Below are 14,850 nucleotides of genomic sequence, written 5' to 3'. Positions count from 1 at the left end.
CGTCACGCACACTCACCATCAAGCCGGGGCAGAACGGCCCCGGCCGTATTTCACGGCTATCCGGCACAATCGTCGGAATATCGCAAAAACGCTGATTGAGGGGTTTGGGGTGTAGGTAGGGGTAACTGCACCTACCCCATTGCACCACCAAATCACCGCGCATTTCACAAAAACAGGTGAGCAGTTGCGCGGTATGCCCACCCAACTGCTCACTGCTCACCACACATATCCGCATTTTTTTAGGCTGATCGCCCGCCGCGCTCGCGCTCGGCGCGCGGCGGGCGCCTTCGTACTCATAGCTGTCCGGGGCCTGCCTTTACCGGTAGTTTTCGCCGTAGCTCGCGGCTGCCCATATAGGACAAGCCCGTGAGCAGCAACGCGACGATGCCCCAGACTTTCAGGTCGCTGAACGCACCGGAGAAGCCGAAGGCGATGAGGGCCGCCACGGCGAACACCGCCATCGATACCTTCGGGTAACCCATGGCGAAGGCGGCCCCGAGGGCGAACAGCAGGGCTACGAGGAAGCCGGCCCCGCCCGCGGCCGAGACTTCCTCACGGCCGCCGAGGTTGCCGCCGAAGCCGACGGCGCAGGATTGCAGCGCAACGATGATCGTCAGAGACAGGGCGATGATCAAAACAGCGATGCGCATGTCAGTCCTCCGCCTCTTTCACCTGGCCATGGCCCGACCTTAGGCGTTTCGTATCCTCAAGGCCCTTCGCATCCGGTCCGACAATGAGTTCGGAAAGCTCGACGACATTGCTGACCGGGTAGGCCATCACATCGCAGAAGAGTTGATCGTCGGATATGACCGTATGGTCCGACTTGTTCTCCAGCTTCCGTATGTTGATGACGATCGGAATGCCCTTTGCTGCCTTCCGGCGCTCGACATCCCACTGATAGGGCTTGTCGGGTCGCACAAAGCCCTCAATCGCATCGACGAGCATGCCGACGCCATCGGCATAGGCGCAGCGACTTTCGCTCTGATGATAGTACTCCACGCCAGTGGCGAGGGTTTCGAGGCTTTGGGCCTTGGAGATTGTCGGCACGAGGCCAACGCTGAGCAGCAGGGCCGTGGCACAGGCGTGCGTCATCCTCTGCCGGCTGCAGATTGAAACGGTCATGATGATGCTCCCCGGCGCTACCGCGTGATGGTGAACAGCGCGGGGGTGTGAAGCGACAGGTCCGGGATCGGTGGTCCGTCACTTTGGGCAGGCTGGCAAGGCTCGGTCATTTGGGTTGCTCCGGTTTGAATACCTCCACCCACCGCGGCACTGGCGCCGGGTGGGTGGAAACGTGCAACCGAAGCTCAACACGTCCTGCCTATTCCCCATCCGAATGAACGAGCAAACCCGTTCACCCCTAGGCCGAAGCCGGGTGTTTTATTAAGCAGGCCACCCGACAAGGGTGCTGCTTCGGTTGCTTTTGCGTTTCCACACGCACCCCCATGATAGGTGCTAAGGTACAGAACTGCAACGTGTTTTCATCAGCGTTGCGGTGCGGCACGGCGACCGGCGCGAAAACCGCTGGCGCTGCCGCGACTTGCGGGCGAACGGGCCGGATAGCTCAGTATCCACAACCAGTTAAACTTGAAAAACAACTCAAGATTGTGTATTGTGCATGAACGGTCGCCGCCGCGGCCGCCATCGTCGTTCGCAACCTCAAGGGCCCTTCGGGGCCCTTCTGCATATCAGGAGACCTGAATGGCCAAGCCCAGTCTTGCTGTCGTCGCCAAACCGCAAAAGCTGTCCGCCGCCCGCCCGGCAGCTGTGGTGCTGTTCGGGCGTGATTCCGGCGGCAAGCCGCATGCCGCTAGCTTCTTCGAGGCCGATGCCGACAGCGCCCGGAGCTCCGCCGCCATCATGGGGCTGAAGCTCGCCGAGCTCGACAGCGATGCCCTGCGGGCCGCCGCTGCGCAGCTGCCGGCCGGCAAGGTCTATTCGAGCGGCAAGGCCTTCGTGCCCTTCGTGAAGGGCCAGCTCTATGCCGAGCTGGTCAAGACCCTCGGCATGACCGACGACGTCCCGGTGAGTGAGGAGAAGGAGGCTGAGCATGCGAGCCTCGCCCCGACGCTCTACGACTTCAGCGGCTCTCGCCTGCCGACCGACTGGGGCGACATCAAGCTCGGCAGCCTGGTGCTGGCGACCGCCGAGCCCAATGAGGGCTGGTGGGAAGCCACCATTACCGAGGTAAAGGCGTCGGACCTGTTCGTGCTGAAATGGCGTGATTGGCCGGACGAGCCGCTGTTCCTGCGTACCAAGCGCCAGCTTGCCCTGCTGCCGCCGCCCGACCGCGCTGTCGGCTGAACCATCGACCCCGCGAGGGTGCCGCTGGCGCCCTCGCGCAACAGGCCGGCGGTACCCTAGCCGATCATGCCCATGGCCGTCAGCGCCCGCCCCAGGCCGCACATGACTCGGATGCCGGTCGGTCGCCGAACCGCCGCCCACCAAAACCCCACTGACATCGGAGCCACTATGCTCATCGGATATATGCGCGTATCGACCGCCGATGACCGGCAATCGGTCGACCTCCAGCGCGACGCCCTCACCGCCGCCGGCATCGACGAGCGTCATCTCCACCATGACAAGGCCTCCGGTGCCCGTGATGATCGGCCGGGGCTTCAGCAATGTCTCGCCTTCCTGCGCCCCGGCGATTGCCTGGTGGTGTGGAAGCTCGACCGGCTCGGCCGCTCATTGATCCACCTGCTCACCCTCGTCGAAGACCTCAAGCAGCGCGGCATCGCGTTTCGTTCGCTCACCGAGCAGATGGACACCACCACCCCGCATGGCGAGTTGCTGTTCTCGATCTTCGGCGCCCTGGCGCAGTTCGAGCGGGCCTTGACCCGCGAGCGTGTGATCGCCGGGCTTGCCGCCGCCAAGCGCCGGGGCCGGCGCGGCGGGCGCCCGCGTGCCATCGACGAAGAAAAGCTGCAACAGATCCTCGCCGCACTCGACGCCGGCGCCTCGAAAGCCAGCGTATGCCGGACCTTTGGCGTCGCGCGCTCGACCCTCAGCGGCGCCATGGGACGGGTCGAACACTGCTCGATCGTCGCCATGCCGGAGCGCGCGTCATGACCGATCGCCGCTCGACCATCGCCGCGCTCAATGACCGGCTGCGCATGAGCCTCAATGGCGGTCGCGTCATGCTGACACTTGGCATCCGGGCCCTGCCGATGCAAACACAGTTAGACGTTCTCGCCAGGGCTCGCAGCTTCAACGACTTCTCTGCCGACAACGATCCCTATAGCGAGCACGATTTCGGTGCGATCGATCACGCCGAAGCCGGCCGCGTGTTCTGGAAAATCGACTATTATGACTACACCCTGACGGCCGGGAGCGCTGCTCCCGCCGACCCGCGGGCGACCGGCCGCGTCCTCACTATCATGCTCGCGCAGGAGTATTGAGCGCTTGTGCCAGGATTTCTCAATGCCCCGGTAGCGCCATGAGCGGACGTTAGTAAGGCGGCTGGGAGCCGACATTCTCGGCTGGCCAGCCAGAATGTTGTTGACCTAAACATAGACAACGTCGACGACGTTCCCTGTGACCCGGCCTGTCACTCGCCGCGATGACCGGATCCCCCGTCTTCCAGAAGCTCGATATCTGTTCGCAGCATCTCATGAAGGCGGCACGTGCGGCCCAAGCGCGGCCTCGGATCTGAAGGCGGGGAGAAATCCGCCTGCAAGCACTCCACCAACCCGACGAGGCGCTGGAGCCTGCAAAGGGCCAGCGGCGGATTTCCCAGTGAAAACCCGGTCGGCCGACCCTGAGGGCGAGATCGAATGCCTCGCTGACGATACCCCGGCCCGAGCCAATCAGGTGGCGAGGACCGTCGTGCAGCCTTCGACACCACGACGATCGGGCGACGTCTGGCCGGGCATGGTCGCCCAGCCGCCAGCCTCGATGAACTAACGCTTCTTGTAGTTGTTGGGGATCGCCTTGAACTCGGCGAGCTTCGCAGGCGCGTCCGACGCGGCGTTGAACCGCTGGACGCAGATGGCGGACGCCAGTTCTCCACGCGCGACATCACCCGTCGTGGCAGCGACCAGCGATTCAGGCACTGCGCTCAGTATCCCATGCCGCCGTTGCCGGCCGGCGATGCGGTTTCCTTCGCGGGAATATCGACGATCATCGCTTCGGCGGTAATCAGCAGCGCAGCGATCGAGCCGGCGTCCTGCAAGGCGGTGCGCACGACCTTGGCGGGATCGACGATGCCGGCCTTGATCATGTCGACATAGGTCTCCGTCTGCGCGTCGAAGCCTTGGTTGTGATCCTTGCCGTCAGTGAGCTTGCCCACCACGATCGAGCCTTCCACGCCGGCGTTCTCGGCGATCTGCCGGATCGGCGCCTCGATCGCCCTGAGCACGATCAGGATGCCGGCTGTCACGTCGGCATTGGCGCCCGTCAGCGCCTTCAGGGCAGACCTCGCGCGCAGCAGCGCCACGCCGCCGCCCGGCACGATGCCTTCCTCAACGGCAGCGCGGGTCGCGTTCAGCGCATCGTCGATGCGGTCCTTCTTTTCCTTCACCTCGATCTCGGTGGCGCCGCCGACGCGGATCACCGCGACGCCGCCGGCAAGCTTGGCCAGCCGTTCCTGCAGCTTCTCCTTGTCGTAGTCCGAGATGGTCTCCTCGACCTGTGCCTTGAGCTGGGCGATGCGGGCCTCGATGTTCTTCTTCTTGCCGGCGCCGTCGATGATCGTCGTCGTCTCCTTCTCGATCAGCACGCGCTTGGCCCGGCCGAGCATGTCGAGGGTGACGTTCTCGAGCTTGATGCCGAGTTCCTCGGAGACCACCTGGCCGGCCGTGAGAACCGCGATGTCCTCCAGCATAGCCTTGCGGCGATCGCCGAAGCCGGGTGCCTTCACCGCCGCGACCTTCAGCCCACCGCGCAGCTTGTTGACCACCAGCGTGGCCAACGCCTCACCCTCGACATCCTCGGAGATGATCAGCAACGGCCTACCGGTCTGCACCACGGCCTCAAGGATCGGCAGCAGCCCCTGCAGATTGCCGAGCTTCTTCTCGTGGATGAGGACGTAGGGGTCCTCCAGTTCCACGCGCATCTTCTCGGTGTTGGTGATGAAGTAAGGGGAGAGGTAGCCGCGGTCGAACTGCATGCCCTCGACGACGTCGAGCTCGGTCTCGGCGGTCTTGGCCTCCTCGACGGTGATGACGCCCTCCTTGCCGACCTTGTCCATCGCCCTGGCGATCATCTCACCGACGGCGGCATCGCCATTGGCGGCAATGGTGCCGACCTGGGCGATCTCGGCCGAGGATCCGACTTTCCGGGCGCGGGCCCGGATTTCCTTGACGACCTCGGCCACGCCGAGATCGATGCCACGCTTGAGGTCCATCGGGTTCATGCCGGCGGCGACCAGCTTGGCGCCTTCGCGCAGGATAGAGGCGGCGAGCACGGTGGCGGTGGTGGTGCCGTCGCCGGCGAGGTCGTTGGTCTTCGAGGCCACTTCGCGCACCATTTGCGCGCCCATGTTCTCGAACTTGTCCTCGAGCTCAATCTCCTTGGCGACGGTGACGCCGTCCTTGGTGATGCGCGGAGCGCCATAGGACTTGTCGATGATGACGTTGCGGCCCTTGGGCCCCAGCGTCACCTTGACGGCGTTGTTGAGCAGTTCGACGCCGCGCAGCATGCGGTTGCGGGCGTCGGTGGAAAACCTGATTTCCTTGGCAGACATGATGTTCGTCCAGTTCGGTCTCGGGGAGCGGGATCGGAAATCGACCGGTCAGGCGGCTTTCTTGGTCGCCGCCTCGGTCTTCTCGACGATGCCCAGGATGTCGGCCTCCTTCATGATCAGCAGGTCCTCGCCGTCGAGCTTCACCTCGGTGCCGGACCACTTGCCGAACAGCACGGTGTCGCCGGCCTTCACATCGAGCGGGACCAACTTGCCGGCCTCGTCGCGGGCACCCGGGCCGACGGCGACGACTTCGCCCTGCGAGGGCTTCTCCTTCGCGGTGTCGGGAATGATGATCCCGCCCTTGGATAGCAGATCGCCTTCCGCACGCCGTATGACGACGCGGTCGTGGAGGGGTCGGAATGTCATTGGGTTCTTTCCGCGGCCTGCCTACAGGGCGACCGCAGGATCTGTATAGCGCCTTTGGCACTCGAAGGATAGGAGTGCCAAAATTATAATTCAGCGATCACGAAATATTTGAAAATATTCGGCGCGAATTTCTCTCGCGATCGAACGATCGATTTCCCGAGAGAGACAGCTGAAAGGCGAATTCCCATACGTTTTATTTTGATGTCCGAGAATTTGATGACCCGGATTGTTCGCCGCCGAGAGTTTGGCTTGCTTGGATCGCGATTGAGGCGTATCGGTAGGACTCGTTGATTTGGCCGAGTTGGCTTTCGCGGTGTCAGAGACCTAGGCCCGCCAGACATCACCAAGTTCTCGACAGCGAATGCGTGGCGCCTCCCGGGCGCATGTCGCGTTGTTCGAATTTGGATGAACCCTGCGCTGACCACGGATGTACTGGCAGCATCGAGCACCGGATCAGGCGATATCGGGGGGCGTAACGGATATTTACGTACCCCCTGTTCCGCTGTGCCTACGCCATCTTCCCGTCCGGGTGCCCGGGGCGTTCGCCCTGCGGCGTCAATACAGACGCAGACGCCGGACACTCCGGCGGCCTGCCAAACCACACTTGAAAAGGACCACAAGCAACATGACCGCGACCACTCCGCTTCGCAGCACTCCTCCGGCCCGGCGCGACAGCGAAACTCATCTCTTCGCAATCGGGCAGTCCGTTCGACTGAAGGGCGGATTCGGCACGTATCCCTCGAAATCCGGTGACATCTACCGCATCACAGCCACGCTGCCGCCTTACGGAAACACGCTACAGTACCGCATCCACAATGAGAACGAGCACTACGAGCGGGTGACGACGGAAGACAATCTGCAGCCGGTCGTCTCTGCGCCGTTGGGTGAGGGCGCCGCGCTTCTCGAACAGACCTTCAGCCATGGCTAAGGGACAGTAGCGCAGCGGCCGCGAGATCCGGACGCCGAAGAAAGAGCTGCTTCCAAGTCCGACGGTACGTTCGAGATGCATATGAAGCTGAAAACCACTGCCGGAGCACCGCGTGTCAAGGCACTCAGCTGACCGCCGATGCCGAGAAAGAGATATGATGCAGTTCGTGATCGAGTTCTATCGCACACGGGAACGGGACTACGCGCATGCGGTCGTCGGCCGCGAAACCGTGGACGCGGTCGACCTCGACGCTGCGATAGGGTTGGCGCGGTCGCTGGCTCAGTCGCTCGAAATGCCGCAGCGGCCTGATGCTCTCGGGATTGTCGACGAGAATGGTCATACACTTCATTCCTGCACTTTCGACGCCGCTCTTGGGCAAGAAGAGAGGCTGTCGCCTTGAACCAACTCGGGGGGATGCTCGCCCGGAGCGTTATGTCTCGAATCACGGCACGGTCACCATGACGCTGGCCTTTCCCAATCCGAGCCGCAGCCTTGACAAGGCGCGGAACGCCGTCCGGTTCACCGGCTATGACGGCATGTTCGAGGTTGCGTTCCTCGTCGACATCGGCGCGCTGGTGAATCCGGCCAATCCGTTGTTCCTGTCGGAGGCATCGGAAACGGCATGTCTTTCCGCTTTCGACTCCCGGCGAAGCTCCATCTATGCGGCCGCGTCCAGGGCCTATTCGAACGGACACCGCGCCCCTTATATCCTCACTGCCGCCGACATCCGTTAGACGGGGCACGACTCCCGGGAATCCTTGATGCTGATCCGCTACGGCTATGAGATAACGCTGACCTGCCAGCAACCGACCGTGCTCGTCTGCCTGCTGTCCGTCCATGAGGATCGCGCCGCCGATATCCGCGCGGCGGAGACATTCTTCACCACCCCCGATGTCCCGACATCGACCTATCGCGACCTGTTCGGCAACCGATGCCGGCGGCTGGTCGCGCCGGCGGGCGACCTGATGATCTGGGGCGACGCCACCATCGAGGACGATGGCGGGCTGGATCCGGTGCTGCCGGCCGCGCAGGAAGTGCCGGTGCTGGAACTACCGGACGATACCCTCGTCTATCTCCTGGGCAGCCGCTATTGCGAGACCGACCGCCTCAGCCAGACGGCATGGGACATGTTCGGTACGCTGCCGCCCGGATGGGGCCGTGTGCAGGCGATCTGCGACTTCGTGCACAACCACATCCGCTTCGATTACATGCAGGCCCGCTCCACGCGGTCGGCTTTCGAGACCTTCCACGAGCGGGTCGGCGTGTGCCGCGACTTTGCCCATCTCGCCGTCGCCTTCTGCCGTTGTCTCAACATCCCCGCGCGCTATGTGAACGGGCATCTGGGGGATATCGGCGTGCCGGTCGTAGACCCGATGGATTTCAGCGCCTGGATCGAAGTCTTTCTCGACGGCGCTTGGTACACATTTGATCCGCGCAACAACGTGCCGCGCATCGGCCGGATCGTGGTCTCTCGCGGCCGTGACGCCGCTGACATACCGCTGATCAACTCCTTCGGTCCTCACGTCCTGAAGGCGTTCAGGGTATGGACCTACGAGGTACCGGGACCGACATAAATGTAAAGGAGCCCGGCCGGGAGGCGATCAGGAGTGAGAGGAGGCTTGTCGAATGAGCGAGAGCCTCGCACGGCTTCCTAAAGAACCGGCAGACCGGCTCACCCGGCCCTTCCTGCGCTTCCTGCGCATCGAGGCCATGGCGGGCGTGGTTCTGCTGCTGAGCACGGTCCTCGCGCTGGTTATCGCCAACACAGCATGGTCAGCCTCGTTCCTCGCCTTGTGGGATATGCCGGCCGGGATCCGGTTCGGCGAGGTCGAGGTCTCCCGTTCGCTGAGGCACTGGATCAACGACGGGCTGATGACGCTCTTTTTCTTCGTCATTGCGCTCGAGCTAAAACGCGAACTGGTGCTAGGGGAACTCCGTAACCCGCGCGTCGCTGCCCTGCCCGTGGCAGCGGCCTTCGGCGGGATGGTGGTACCGGCCGGGGTTTTCCTGCTCGTGATTGGCAGCAGTCCGGGGGCAAACGGCTGGGGCATCGTTATGTCCACCGATACGGCGTTTGTCATCGGGTGCCTGGCAATGCTCGGCTCGCGCATTCCGGAGAGCTTGCGGCTGTTCCTGCTCTCGCTGGCGATTTTCGATGATGTAGGTGCCATCCTAGTCGTGGCGATTGGCTATGGAGGCACGTTGAACTGGGCTGCTCTCGGTGCCGCCGGGATCGGACTTGCCGTGGTGGCTGCAATTTCGCGCCTGGGGGTGCGCAACATTCCCGTCTATTTCGCGGTGGGTGGCGGCATCTGGCTCGCATTTGACACCTCCGGTGTCCACGCGACAGTGACCGGCGTAATCCTCGGGCTGATGACGCCGGCGCGAAGCTGGGTGAGTGACACGCGATTGCACGCGATCCTCGATCGCGTGGTCGCCTATCCTCCCGGCGATCACTGGAGTGGGGATGCGGCGGCGCGCGGCGACCTCCATCGAGCGGGCGTCGCCACGCGCGAAGTGCTGTCGCCAATCGAGCGTCTGGAGATCGCTCTTCATCCCTGGGTAGCCTTCGCCATCATGCCGCTCTTTGCTCTTGCCAATGCCGGCGTGCCGATGGCGGCGGCGACCTTTGATGCCGCGCTCACCACCGCGATTGTCGCGGCCTTCGTGGTCGGCAAGCCTGCCGGGGTTGTGCTTTTCAGCGTTCTTGCCGTGAAGTTGCGCTTGGGGATCCGTCCAAACGAGCTGTCGTGGGGCCTGCTGGCGGCTGGAAGCCTGCTGACCGGGATCGGGTTCACCATGGCGCTTTTCATCGCCGAACTTGCCTTCGAGCCCACGCTTCTGGACTCGGTCAAGCTCGGCATTCTCGGCGCCTCCATCATTTCGGCAGCAGCCGGCTTCCTGGCATTGAACTGGCTGACGTCTCGCAGAACGCCATGGCGCCATACGCGCGGCAGCTGACCGAAGGATGGCGCTCGATTGCGTTTACGCCCGGACGGAAACGTCTACCGACATGGCGTCGAACGCACCGCTCGTCCCGAAGAATTCCCAGGTGACGGGCATCACCTGCCGAATATCGCAGCCAACCGCAACCGGGATGAGGTTGGCGCCGCCCACACCGCGGTTCATCGGACCGAAAGTGATCCAGCCCGCTCCGGGAACATAGCCTCTGCCCAGACGTGGGTTGATCCCAAGCCCATCATTCCCGCAAGCTCCTGGGAGGGATTGTGCAGATAGCTAGAGACAATCCGCGCGCCGAAACCGAGGGTCCGCACGGCCTCGACGAAGAGAACTGCCATATCGCGGCACAATCCCCAGCCGCGCTACAGGGTGGACCGGTGACTGCGTACTCTCGTCGCCGCGCCCCTGATAGGAGATCCATGCCTCCGCGCCTGCATTGCAGTCCTTCAGTAGAGCAAGCCTGTCTGTCGGCACGCCGCGGACGAAGACCAGGCTCCATGTTCGCAGCCGTCCCGCGGATCGGGATATTGAGACGTTGTCGGGGCTCCTATGTCCGTACATTCCTCCGCGCCATATTGGAGGTCTGGTGGAATAATACCCGGCGCATTCGCGCTGGGGACGGTTGCGCTACCGGCTCTACCGCACCCCCCTGGTGATGTTCGGCATCGGCTCGATCTATTTCTTCCTGCTACAGAGCCGCCTGCCGCTCGGCGTCGTCCGCAAGGGACGGGAGCCGTGGATCTGCATCATGACCACCAATCTGGAGATCGTCGTCGCTGCCGGCCTACTGATGTGGGCCTTCGGCGTTGGACCGTTCCTGCTGGTCCACACCTGCCCATCGTGATCGCCGCCGCCGGTGCCGGCGTCTGGCTGTTCTACATGCAGCACCAGTTCTAGGGCACGCACTGGGCTGGCAACGAGAACTGGAAATTCCACGAGGCCGCGCTGCATGGCAGTTCGCATTATGACCTGCCGAGCGTGCTGCGCTGGTTCATCGCCAATATCGGCATGCACCATATGCATCACCTCTGCAGCCGCATTCTCTATTACCGACTGCGGGAAGTGCTGCGCGACCGGACCTACGCGACATTGGCCGCCTGACCCTCTGGCAGAGCTTTGGATGCGTGCGGCATGCGGGGCGGGGCTGGAGCTGGTACGCTGGCTCGGCCGGCTGGATACATCAGGCCGGCGTCGAGGGCATTCTCGGCATGCGCCGGGAGGGGGATTTCCGCGTTATCGCTCCTTCCATCTTCACGGCATAGCCGGGCTTTGCGGCGACGGTTATGCCGGTGGGACATCCTGCAGTATCGAGGTTCGCGCTATCGGCGAGGGTGAGGAGTCATGTTCGGTGCTCGACGGCGTACGCACCCCATCACCGGACAGATCAACTAGTTTCCCCCTTAACGGCGATAATCAGGATCTGCCAGTGTCCATCTGACGAGATAAGTACATGAAGCGTCGTCTCGTCGACCCCAATCACCGTCGCCAAATCCGCTGAGGATCTATTGACGAGGATTGTACATGTCCTGCGAGCCGAGTTTGAGACGGTTGGTGCTATGGAGCACGAAGCGCGGGCTCAGTGGGGGAAGTATGGAGCATGTCCGGTAGGGATGTCTCGCCGTTTCAGTGTCTCGTGAGGAGGGCTTGCAGCCGTTGCGAGATCCAGCCGGCAGCCGATCCGAGCGCGCCGGTGCCGCCTAGTTCCGCGAGCCCACCCAGCGATGGTTCAACATGCGCCGCGAAGAAGGCGATCAGGCCGAGGAACCAGGCCGGTATATTGTCGAGGATGCGGATCGCCCGCATCGAGACGACCACCATTGCCACCACGAAAACGACGAGCGCGAGGGCAAAGGGGCCCATCATCGGCATCAGCTCCCTCAGAGCGAGAACGGCGAGCGCGCCGAGCAACAGTCCGCACAGCAGGCAGAGCCAGGTATAGACGCCCTGCCGGCCGGAGATCGGCCGGGTGAAATAGGCAACCCAGCCGACAAACATCGCCCAGGGCGCGAGGCCGAGATGGAGGCTGGTGAAGGCCGCGGTCGAGGCGACCGCAGCCGCTATGGCGCCGAAGCCGAGGAAGACGAGAGGCGCCTTCCAGCGCGACGCGGTTGCAGGCATGCTGGTCATGATCATTTCTCCCGGAGGGTTAAGAGTGCGTGGCCGGAACGCTGACGGTTCCGGCCATCGAGGTGCCGGTCAGACGACGACGCGCGGCCCGAGCAGTTCCTCGAGACCGATGTTGCGGTACATCTCGCGGCGCATGCGGTCGGCAACCGCGTTCACCACTTCCGCTCCGTCCTGCGACGGGTCGACATGGACGCGGAACGGGCGCTGGCCGAAAGGTGCATCCACCACGCGGACGATGGCGCGGGCGACCTCGGCGGGATCGGCATCGGCGGGTTCGAGACCGGCGAGCCCCTTCAGCGCCTTGTCTGCGATGCCGGCATAGGGGCCGGCCTCGTATTCGGCCGCGCGCGGGGCGTCGGATGGCTTGCCCGAATGGGCGAAGTGGTTGGTGCCTTTGGTGAAAGCGCCCGGCACCATGATGGTGGTCTCGATGCCCCAGAGCGCGAGTTCGGTCGAATAGGAGACGGCGAGCGCGTCCATCGCAGCCTTGGCCGCGAAATAGGGCGACAGGAACGGCGGGGTGCCGCCGCGCGTGGAGGAGGAGCCGACCCAGACCAGAAGCCCCTTGCCCCGCTTGCGCAGGTGAGGGAGCGCGGCGCGGTTGACCCGCTGCGTGCCCAGCACGTTGACGTCATATTGCTGCATGAACTGCTCGGGCGTGAACGCCTCAGCGGGGCCGAAAACCATGTGGCCGGCATTGTGGACGATGACATCGAGGCGCCCCGCCTCGGCGAGGACATGGGCGACGCCGGCATCGGCGGAGGCATCGGACTGGACGTCCAATTCTACAGTGCGCAGGTTGACGCTTTCCGCCTCCGACCACGCGGCGATTTCAGCCACGCGAGCCGCATTGCGCCCCTCCGTTTCGCGCATCGAGGCGTAGACGATGTGGCCGGCCGCAGCGAGGGCCCTGGCGGTCATGAGGCCGAAGCCCGACGAGGCGCCGGTAACGAGAATGACAAGCTTTGACATGAGGTTCGTCCCTGGAAGGTATTGGGTATTGGCGGGCGGGCGCGGGATCAGATGATTCCGCCATTCACCCGCAGGGTCTGGCCGTTGACCCAGCCGCCATCCGGACCCACGAGCAGAGACACGGCTGCGGCGATATCCTCGGGTTGGCCGAGACGTTCCAGCGGTGCGAGCTTGGCCAGCCGGTCGATCACCTCCTGCGGCTTGCCGTCGAGGAAAAGCTTGGTCGCGGTCGGGCCGGGAGCGACGGCATTGACGGTGATGTTGCGGCCGCGCAGCTCCTTGGCCAGGATCTTGGTCATCGCCTCGACCGCGGCCTTGGTGCCGGCATAGACGCCGTAGGTCGGCTGCAGCATGCCGACAACGCTGGAGGAGAAGTTCACGATCCGCCCGCCGTCCCGCAGCCGCCTGGCCGCCTCGCGCAGCGTGTTGAAGGTGCCCTTCAGGTTCACCGCGATCTGGCGGTCGAACAGCGCATCGTCGCTGTCGGCGATGGTCGCCAGGTTCATGATGCCGGCATTGTTGATCAGCACGTCGACGCCGCCGAAGGCCGCCTCTGTGCTGTCGAACATGCGGCGAACCGCCTCGACGTTGGAGATATCGGCCTGCGCGCTGACGGCGCGGCCGCCGGCGGCTTCGATCCTGGCGACCAGCGCCTCGGCCTGCGCGGTGCTGCCGGCGTAGTTCACCACGACGGTGAAGCCGTCGCTGGCGAGGCGCTCGGCTACCGCCGCGCCGATACCACCCGAGGCGCCAGTGACGATCGCGACCTTGCCGGCGGCTTTGGTGAAAGTGTTGGTCATTGTTCCCTGCTCCTTGCTGTCCGCCGGTGTTCGGCGGGTGTGAGGAGACAATGCCCGTTCCAATGAAGGAGATAATCAGGCATAAATTGGCAACACTATCCGAGTAGGCGAACAATGGACCGTTTCGATGCCATGCGGGTGTTCACCCGCATTGTGGAGCGCCGCAGCTTCACCAAAGCTGCCGAGGATCTCGGGCTGCCGCGTTCGTCCGTCACCGATGCGGTGAAGGGGCTGGAGGTGCGGCTGGGGGTGCGGCTGCTTCAGCGGACGACGCGCCAGGTCAGCCCGACCCTCGACGGCGAGGCCTATTACCAGCGCTGCCTGGCGCTGATCGCCGACCTGGAAGATGCCGAAGGTGCCTTTGCCGGTGCCAAGCCAAGCGGCCTGGTGCGGGTCGATGTGCATGGCACGCAGGCCCGCCACTTTCTGCTGCCCGGGCTTCCCCGTTTTCTCGACACCTATCCGGGAATTCGGCTTCATATCGGTGAGGCGCATCAGGCGCTCGACATGGTCCGGGAAGGGTTCGATTGCATCCTGCGGGCCGGCATCTTGAGCGACAGCCCGTTGATACGTCGGAAGCTCGCTGAACTTGGCCGGGGTACCTTCGCCAGCCCGTCCTATCTCGACCGCTTCGGCATTCCGCAGACGCTGGACGATCTCGACAACCATCGCATCGTCGGCCTTTTCGCCCCCGATGCCGCCGCGGTCAGCCCGTTCGTCTTTCTTGACAGGGGCAGGGAACGGCAGATCACGCCGTCTTCGCTCGTGACCGTGACAGGCGCCGAAACCAATGTGGCTTGCGCCTGCCAGGGACTCGGGATCATCCAGGTTCCGCGCTATCGCGTCGCGCCCGAGCTCGCCAGCGGAGCCCTGGTCGAGATTCTGCGCGACTATCCCCCGACGCCGCTCCCGGTCCACGTTCTCTATTCGCACACGCGCCAGCTTTCTCCGCGTGTACGCGTCGTCATCGAATGGATGGCGGAGCAGTTCAGATCAAGGACGGCCTGACG

17 protein-coding genes and 3 pseudogenes are annotated in these 14,850 nt (G+C 63.8%); 10 read left to right on the top strand and 10 right to left on the bottom strand.

The genetic code is table 11. From position 1 onward, the window contains the following. Positions 1-293 precede the first annotated feature (293 nt). Complete coding sequence (locus LGR54_RS01720) at positions 294-650, bottom strand: hypothetical protein (RefSeq protein ID WP_230360253.1); 357 nt, start codon at positions 648-650, stop codon at positions 294-296. Position 651: 1 nt separating this feature from the next. Beyond that, positions 652-1,122 carry a hypothetical protein gene (locus LGR54_RS01715; protein WP_230360252.1) on the bottom strand — a complete coding sequence of 157 codons (471 nt, stop codon included), beginning with the start codon at positions 1,120-1,122 and terminating at the stop codon, positions 652-654. Positions 1,123-1,701: 579 nt separating this feature from the next. On the opposite strand from LGR54_RS01715, the gene LGR54_RS01710 reads away from it, so the two are divergent. The 3 genes from LGR54_RS01710 to LGR54_RS01700 all read left to right on the top strand — a co-directional run bounded on the left by LGR54_RS01710 (position 1,702) and on the right by LGR54_RS01700 (position 3,401). Beyond that, positions 1,702-2,304, top strand: coding sequence for a tudor domain-containing protein (locus LGR54_RS01710; protein ID WP_230360251.1), 603 nt, complete (start codon positions 1,702-1,704; stop codon positions 2,302-2,304). Positions 2,305-2,472: 168 nt separating this feature from the next. Beyond that, complete coding sequence (locus tag LGR54_RS01705) at positions 2,473-3,072, top strand: recombinase family protein (protein WP_230360769.1); 600 nt, start codon at positions 2,473-2,475, stop codon at positions 3,070-3,072. Continuing rightward, the gene (locus LGR54_RS01700; RefSeq protein ID WP_230360250.1) at positions 3,069-3,401 is read left to right on the top strand and encodes a DUF3768 domain-containing protein; all 333 of its coding nucleotides are present in this window, start codon (positions 3,069-3,071) and stop codon (positions 3,399-3,401) included. The genes LGR54_RS01705 and LGR54_RS01700 overlap by 4 nt, the downstream gene beginning before the upstream one ends. A 408-nt stretch (positions 3,402-3,809) precedes the next feature. Here the strand turns inward: LGR54_RS01700 and LGR54_RS01695 are convergent. The 3 genes and pseudogenes from LGR54_RS01695 to LGR54_RS01685 all read right to left on the bottom strand — a co-directional run. After that, positions 3,810-4,046: pseudogene (locus tag LGR54_RS01695) on the bottom strand (hypothetical protein); the annotation flags it as partial. 14 nt (positions 4,047-4,060) lie between these two features. After that, positions 4,061-5,686 carry a chaperonin GroEL gene (gene groL / locus LGR54_RS01690; protein ID WP_230360249.1) on the bottom strand — a complete coding sequence of 542 codons (1,626 nt, stop codon included), beginning with the start codon at positions 5,684-5,686 and terminating at the stop codon, positions 4,061-4,063. A gap of 48 nt (positions 5,687-5,734) precedes the next feature. Beyond that, a complete protein-coding gene (locus LGR54_RS01685; RefSeq protein ID WP_230360248.1) occupies positions 5,735-6,052 on the bottom strand; it encodes a co-chaperone GroES in 318 nt (105 codons plus the stop codon). A 625-nt stretch (positions 6,053-6,677) separates the two neighbouring features. Here LGR54_RS01685 and LGR54_RS01680 point away from each other — a divergent pair. Continuing rightward, the gene (locus LGR54_RS01680) at positions 6,678-6,980 is read left to right on the top strand and encodes a hypothetical protein (protein ID WP_230360247.1); all 303 of its coding nucleotides are present in this window, start codon (positions 6,678-6,680) and stop codon (positions 6,978-6,980) included. 124 nt (positions 6,981-7,104) lie between these two features. Here LGR54_RS01680 and LGR54_RS25925 read toward each other — a convergent pair whose 3' ends face one another. Next, positions 7,105-7,320, bottom strand: coding sequence for a hypothetical protein (locus LGR54_RS25925; protein ID WP_370638104.1), 216 nt, complete (start codon positions 7,318-7,320; stop codon positions 7,105-7,107). Between the two features lie 118 nt (positions 7,321-7,438). Between LGR54_RS25925 and LGR54_RS01670 the strand changes: the two genes are divergently transcribed. The 3 genes from LGR54_RS01670 to nhaA are packed head-to-tail and all read left to right on the top strand — an operon-like array spanning position 7,439 to position 9,941. Then, positions 7,439-7,714 (top strand): DUF1488 family protein, encoded by a 276-nt coding sequence (locus LGR54_RS01670; RefSeq protein WP_214009079.1) that lies wholly within the window; start codon positions 7,439-7,441, stop codon positions 7,712-7,714. 27 nt (positions 7,715-7,741) lie between these two features. Further along, positions 7,742-8,554 (top strand): transglutaminase family protein, encoded by an 813-nt coding sequence (locus LGR54_RS01665; protein ID WP_230360246.1) that lies wholly within the window; start codon positions 7,742-7,744, stop codon positions 8,552-8,554. A 52-nt stretch (positions 8,555-8,606) separates the two neighbouring features. After that, positions 8,607-9,941 (top strand): Na+/H+ antiporter NhaA, encoded by a 1,335-nt coding sequence (nhaA, locus tag LGR54_RS01660; RefSeq protein ID WP_230360245.1) that lies wholly within the window; start codon positions 8,607-8,609, stop codon positions 9,939-9,941. A gap of 164 nt (positions 9,942-10,105) precedes the next feature. On the opposite strand, the gene LGR54_RS25920 is transcribed toward nhaA, so the two are convergent. After that, positions 10,106-10,279 carry a transglutaminase domain-containing protein gene (locus LGR54_RS25920; protein ID WP_370638103.1) on the bottom strand — a complete coding sequence of 58 codons (174 nt, stop codon included), beginning with the start codon at positions 10,277-10,279 and terminating at the stop codon, positions 10,106-10,108. Between the two features lie 257 nt (positions 10,280-10,536). On the opposite strand from LGR54_RS25920, the pseudogene LGR54_RS01650 reads away from it, so the two are divergent. Together LGR54_RS01650 and LGR54_RS25915 are read left to right on the top strand one after the other, a co-directional pair. Further along, positions 10,537-11,071: pseudogene (locus LGR54_RS01650) on the top strand (fatty acid desaturase); the annotation flags it as partial. 3 nt (positions 11,072-11,074) lie between these two features. Further along, positions 11,075-11,379: pseudogene (locus LGR54_RS25915) on the top strand (hypothetical protein); the annotation flags it as partial. A gap of 185 nt (positions 11,380-11,564) precedes the next feature. Here the strand turns inward: LGR54_RS25915 and LGR54_RS01645 are convergent. The 3 genes from LGR54_RS01645 to LGR54_RS01635 all read right to left on the bottom strand — a co-directional run bounded on the left by LGR54_RS01645 (position 11,565) and on the right by LGR54_RS01635 (position 13,840). Continuing rightward, positions 11,565-12,068, bottom strand: a complete 504-nt coding sequence (locus tag LGR54_RS01645; RefSeq protein ID WP_230360244.1) for a DUF1097 domain-containing protein — start codon at positions 12,066-12,068, stop codon at positions 11,565-11,567. 69 nt (positions 12,069-12,137) lie between these two features. Continuing rightward, on the bottom strand, positions 12,138-13,040 hold the full coding sequence (locus LGR54_RS01640; protein WP_230360243.1) for an SDR family oxidoreductase: 903 nt from the start codon (positions 13,038-13,040) through the stop codon (positions 12,138-12,140). A gap of 47 nt (positions 13,041-13,087) precedes the next feature. Further along, on the bottom strand, positions 13,088-13,840 hold the full coding sequence (locus tag LGR54_RS01635) for an SDR family oxidoreductase (RefSeq protein ID WP_230360242.1): 753 nt from the start codon (positions 13,838-13,840) through the stop codon (positions 13,088-13,090). Positions 13,841-13,954: 114 nt separating this feature from the next. Here LGR54_RS01635 and LGR54_RS01630 point away from each other — a divergent pair, with 114 nt between their 5' ends. Beyond that, complete coding sequence (locus LGR54_RS01630) at positions 13,955-14,848, top strand: LysR family transcriptional regulator (RefSeq protein ID WP_230360241.1); 894 nt, start codon at positions 13,955-13,957, stop codon at positions 14,846-14,848. Positions 14,849-14,850 lie beyond the last annotated feature (2 nt).

Source organism: Ancylobacter sp. Lp-2, assembly GCF_020523795.1.
GTDB lineage: Bacteria > Pseudomonadota > Alphaproteobacteria > Rhizobiales > Xanthobacteraceae > Ancylobacter.
This window is presented reverse-complemented; position numbering and strand designations above follow the sequence as displayed.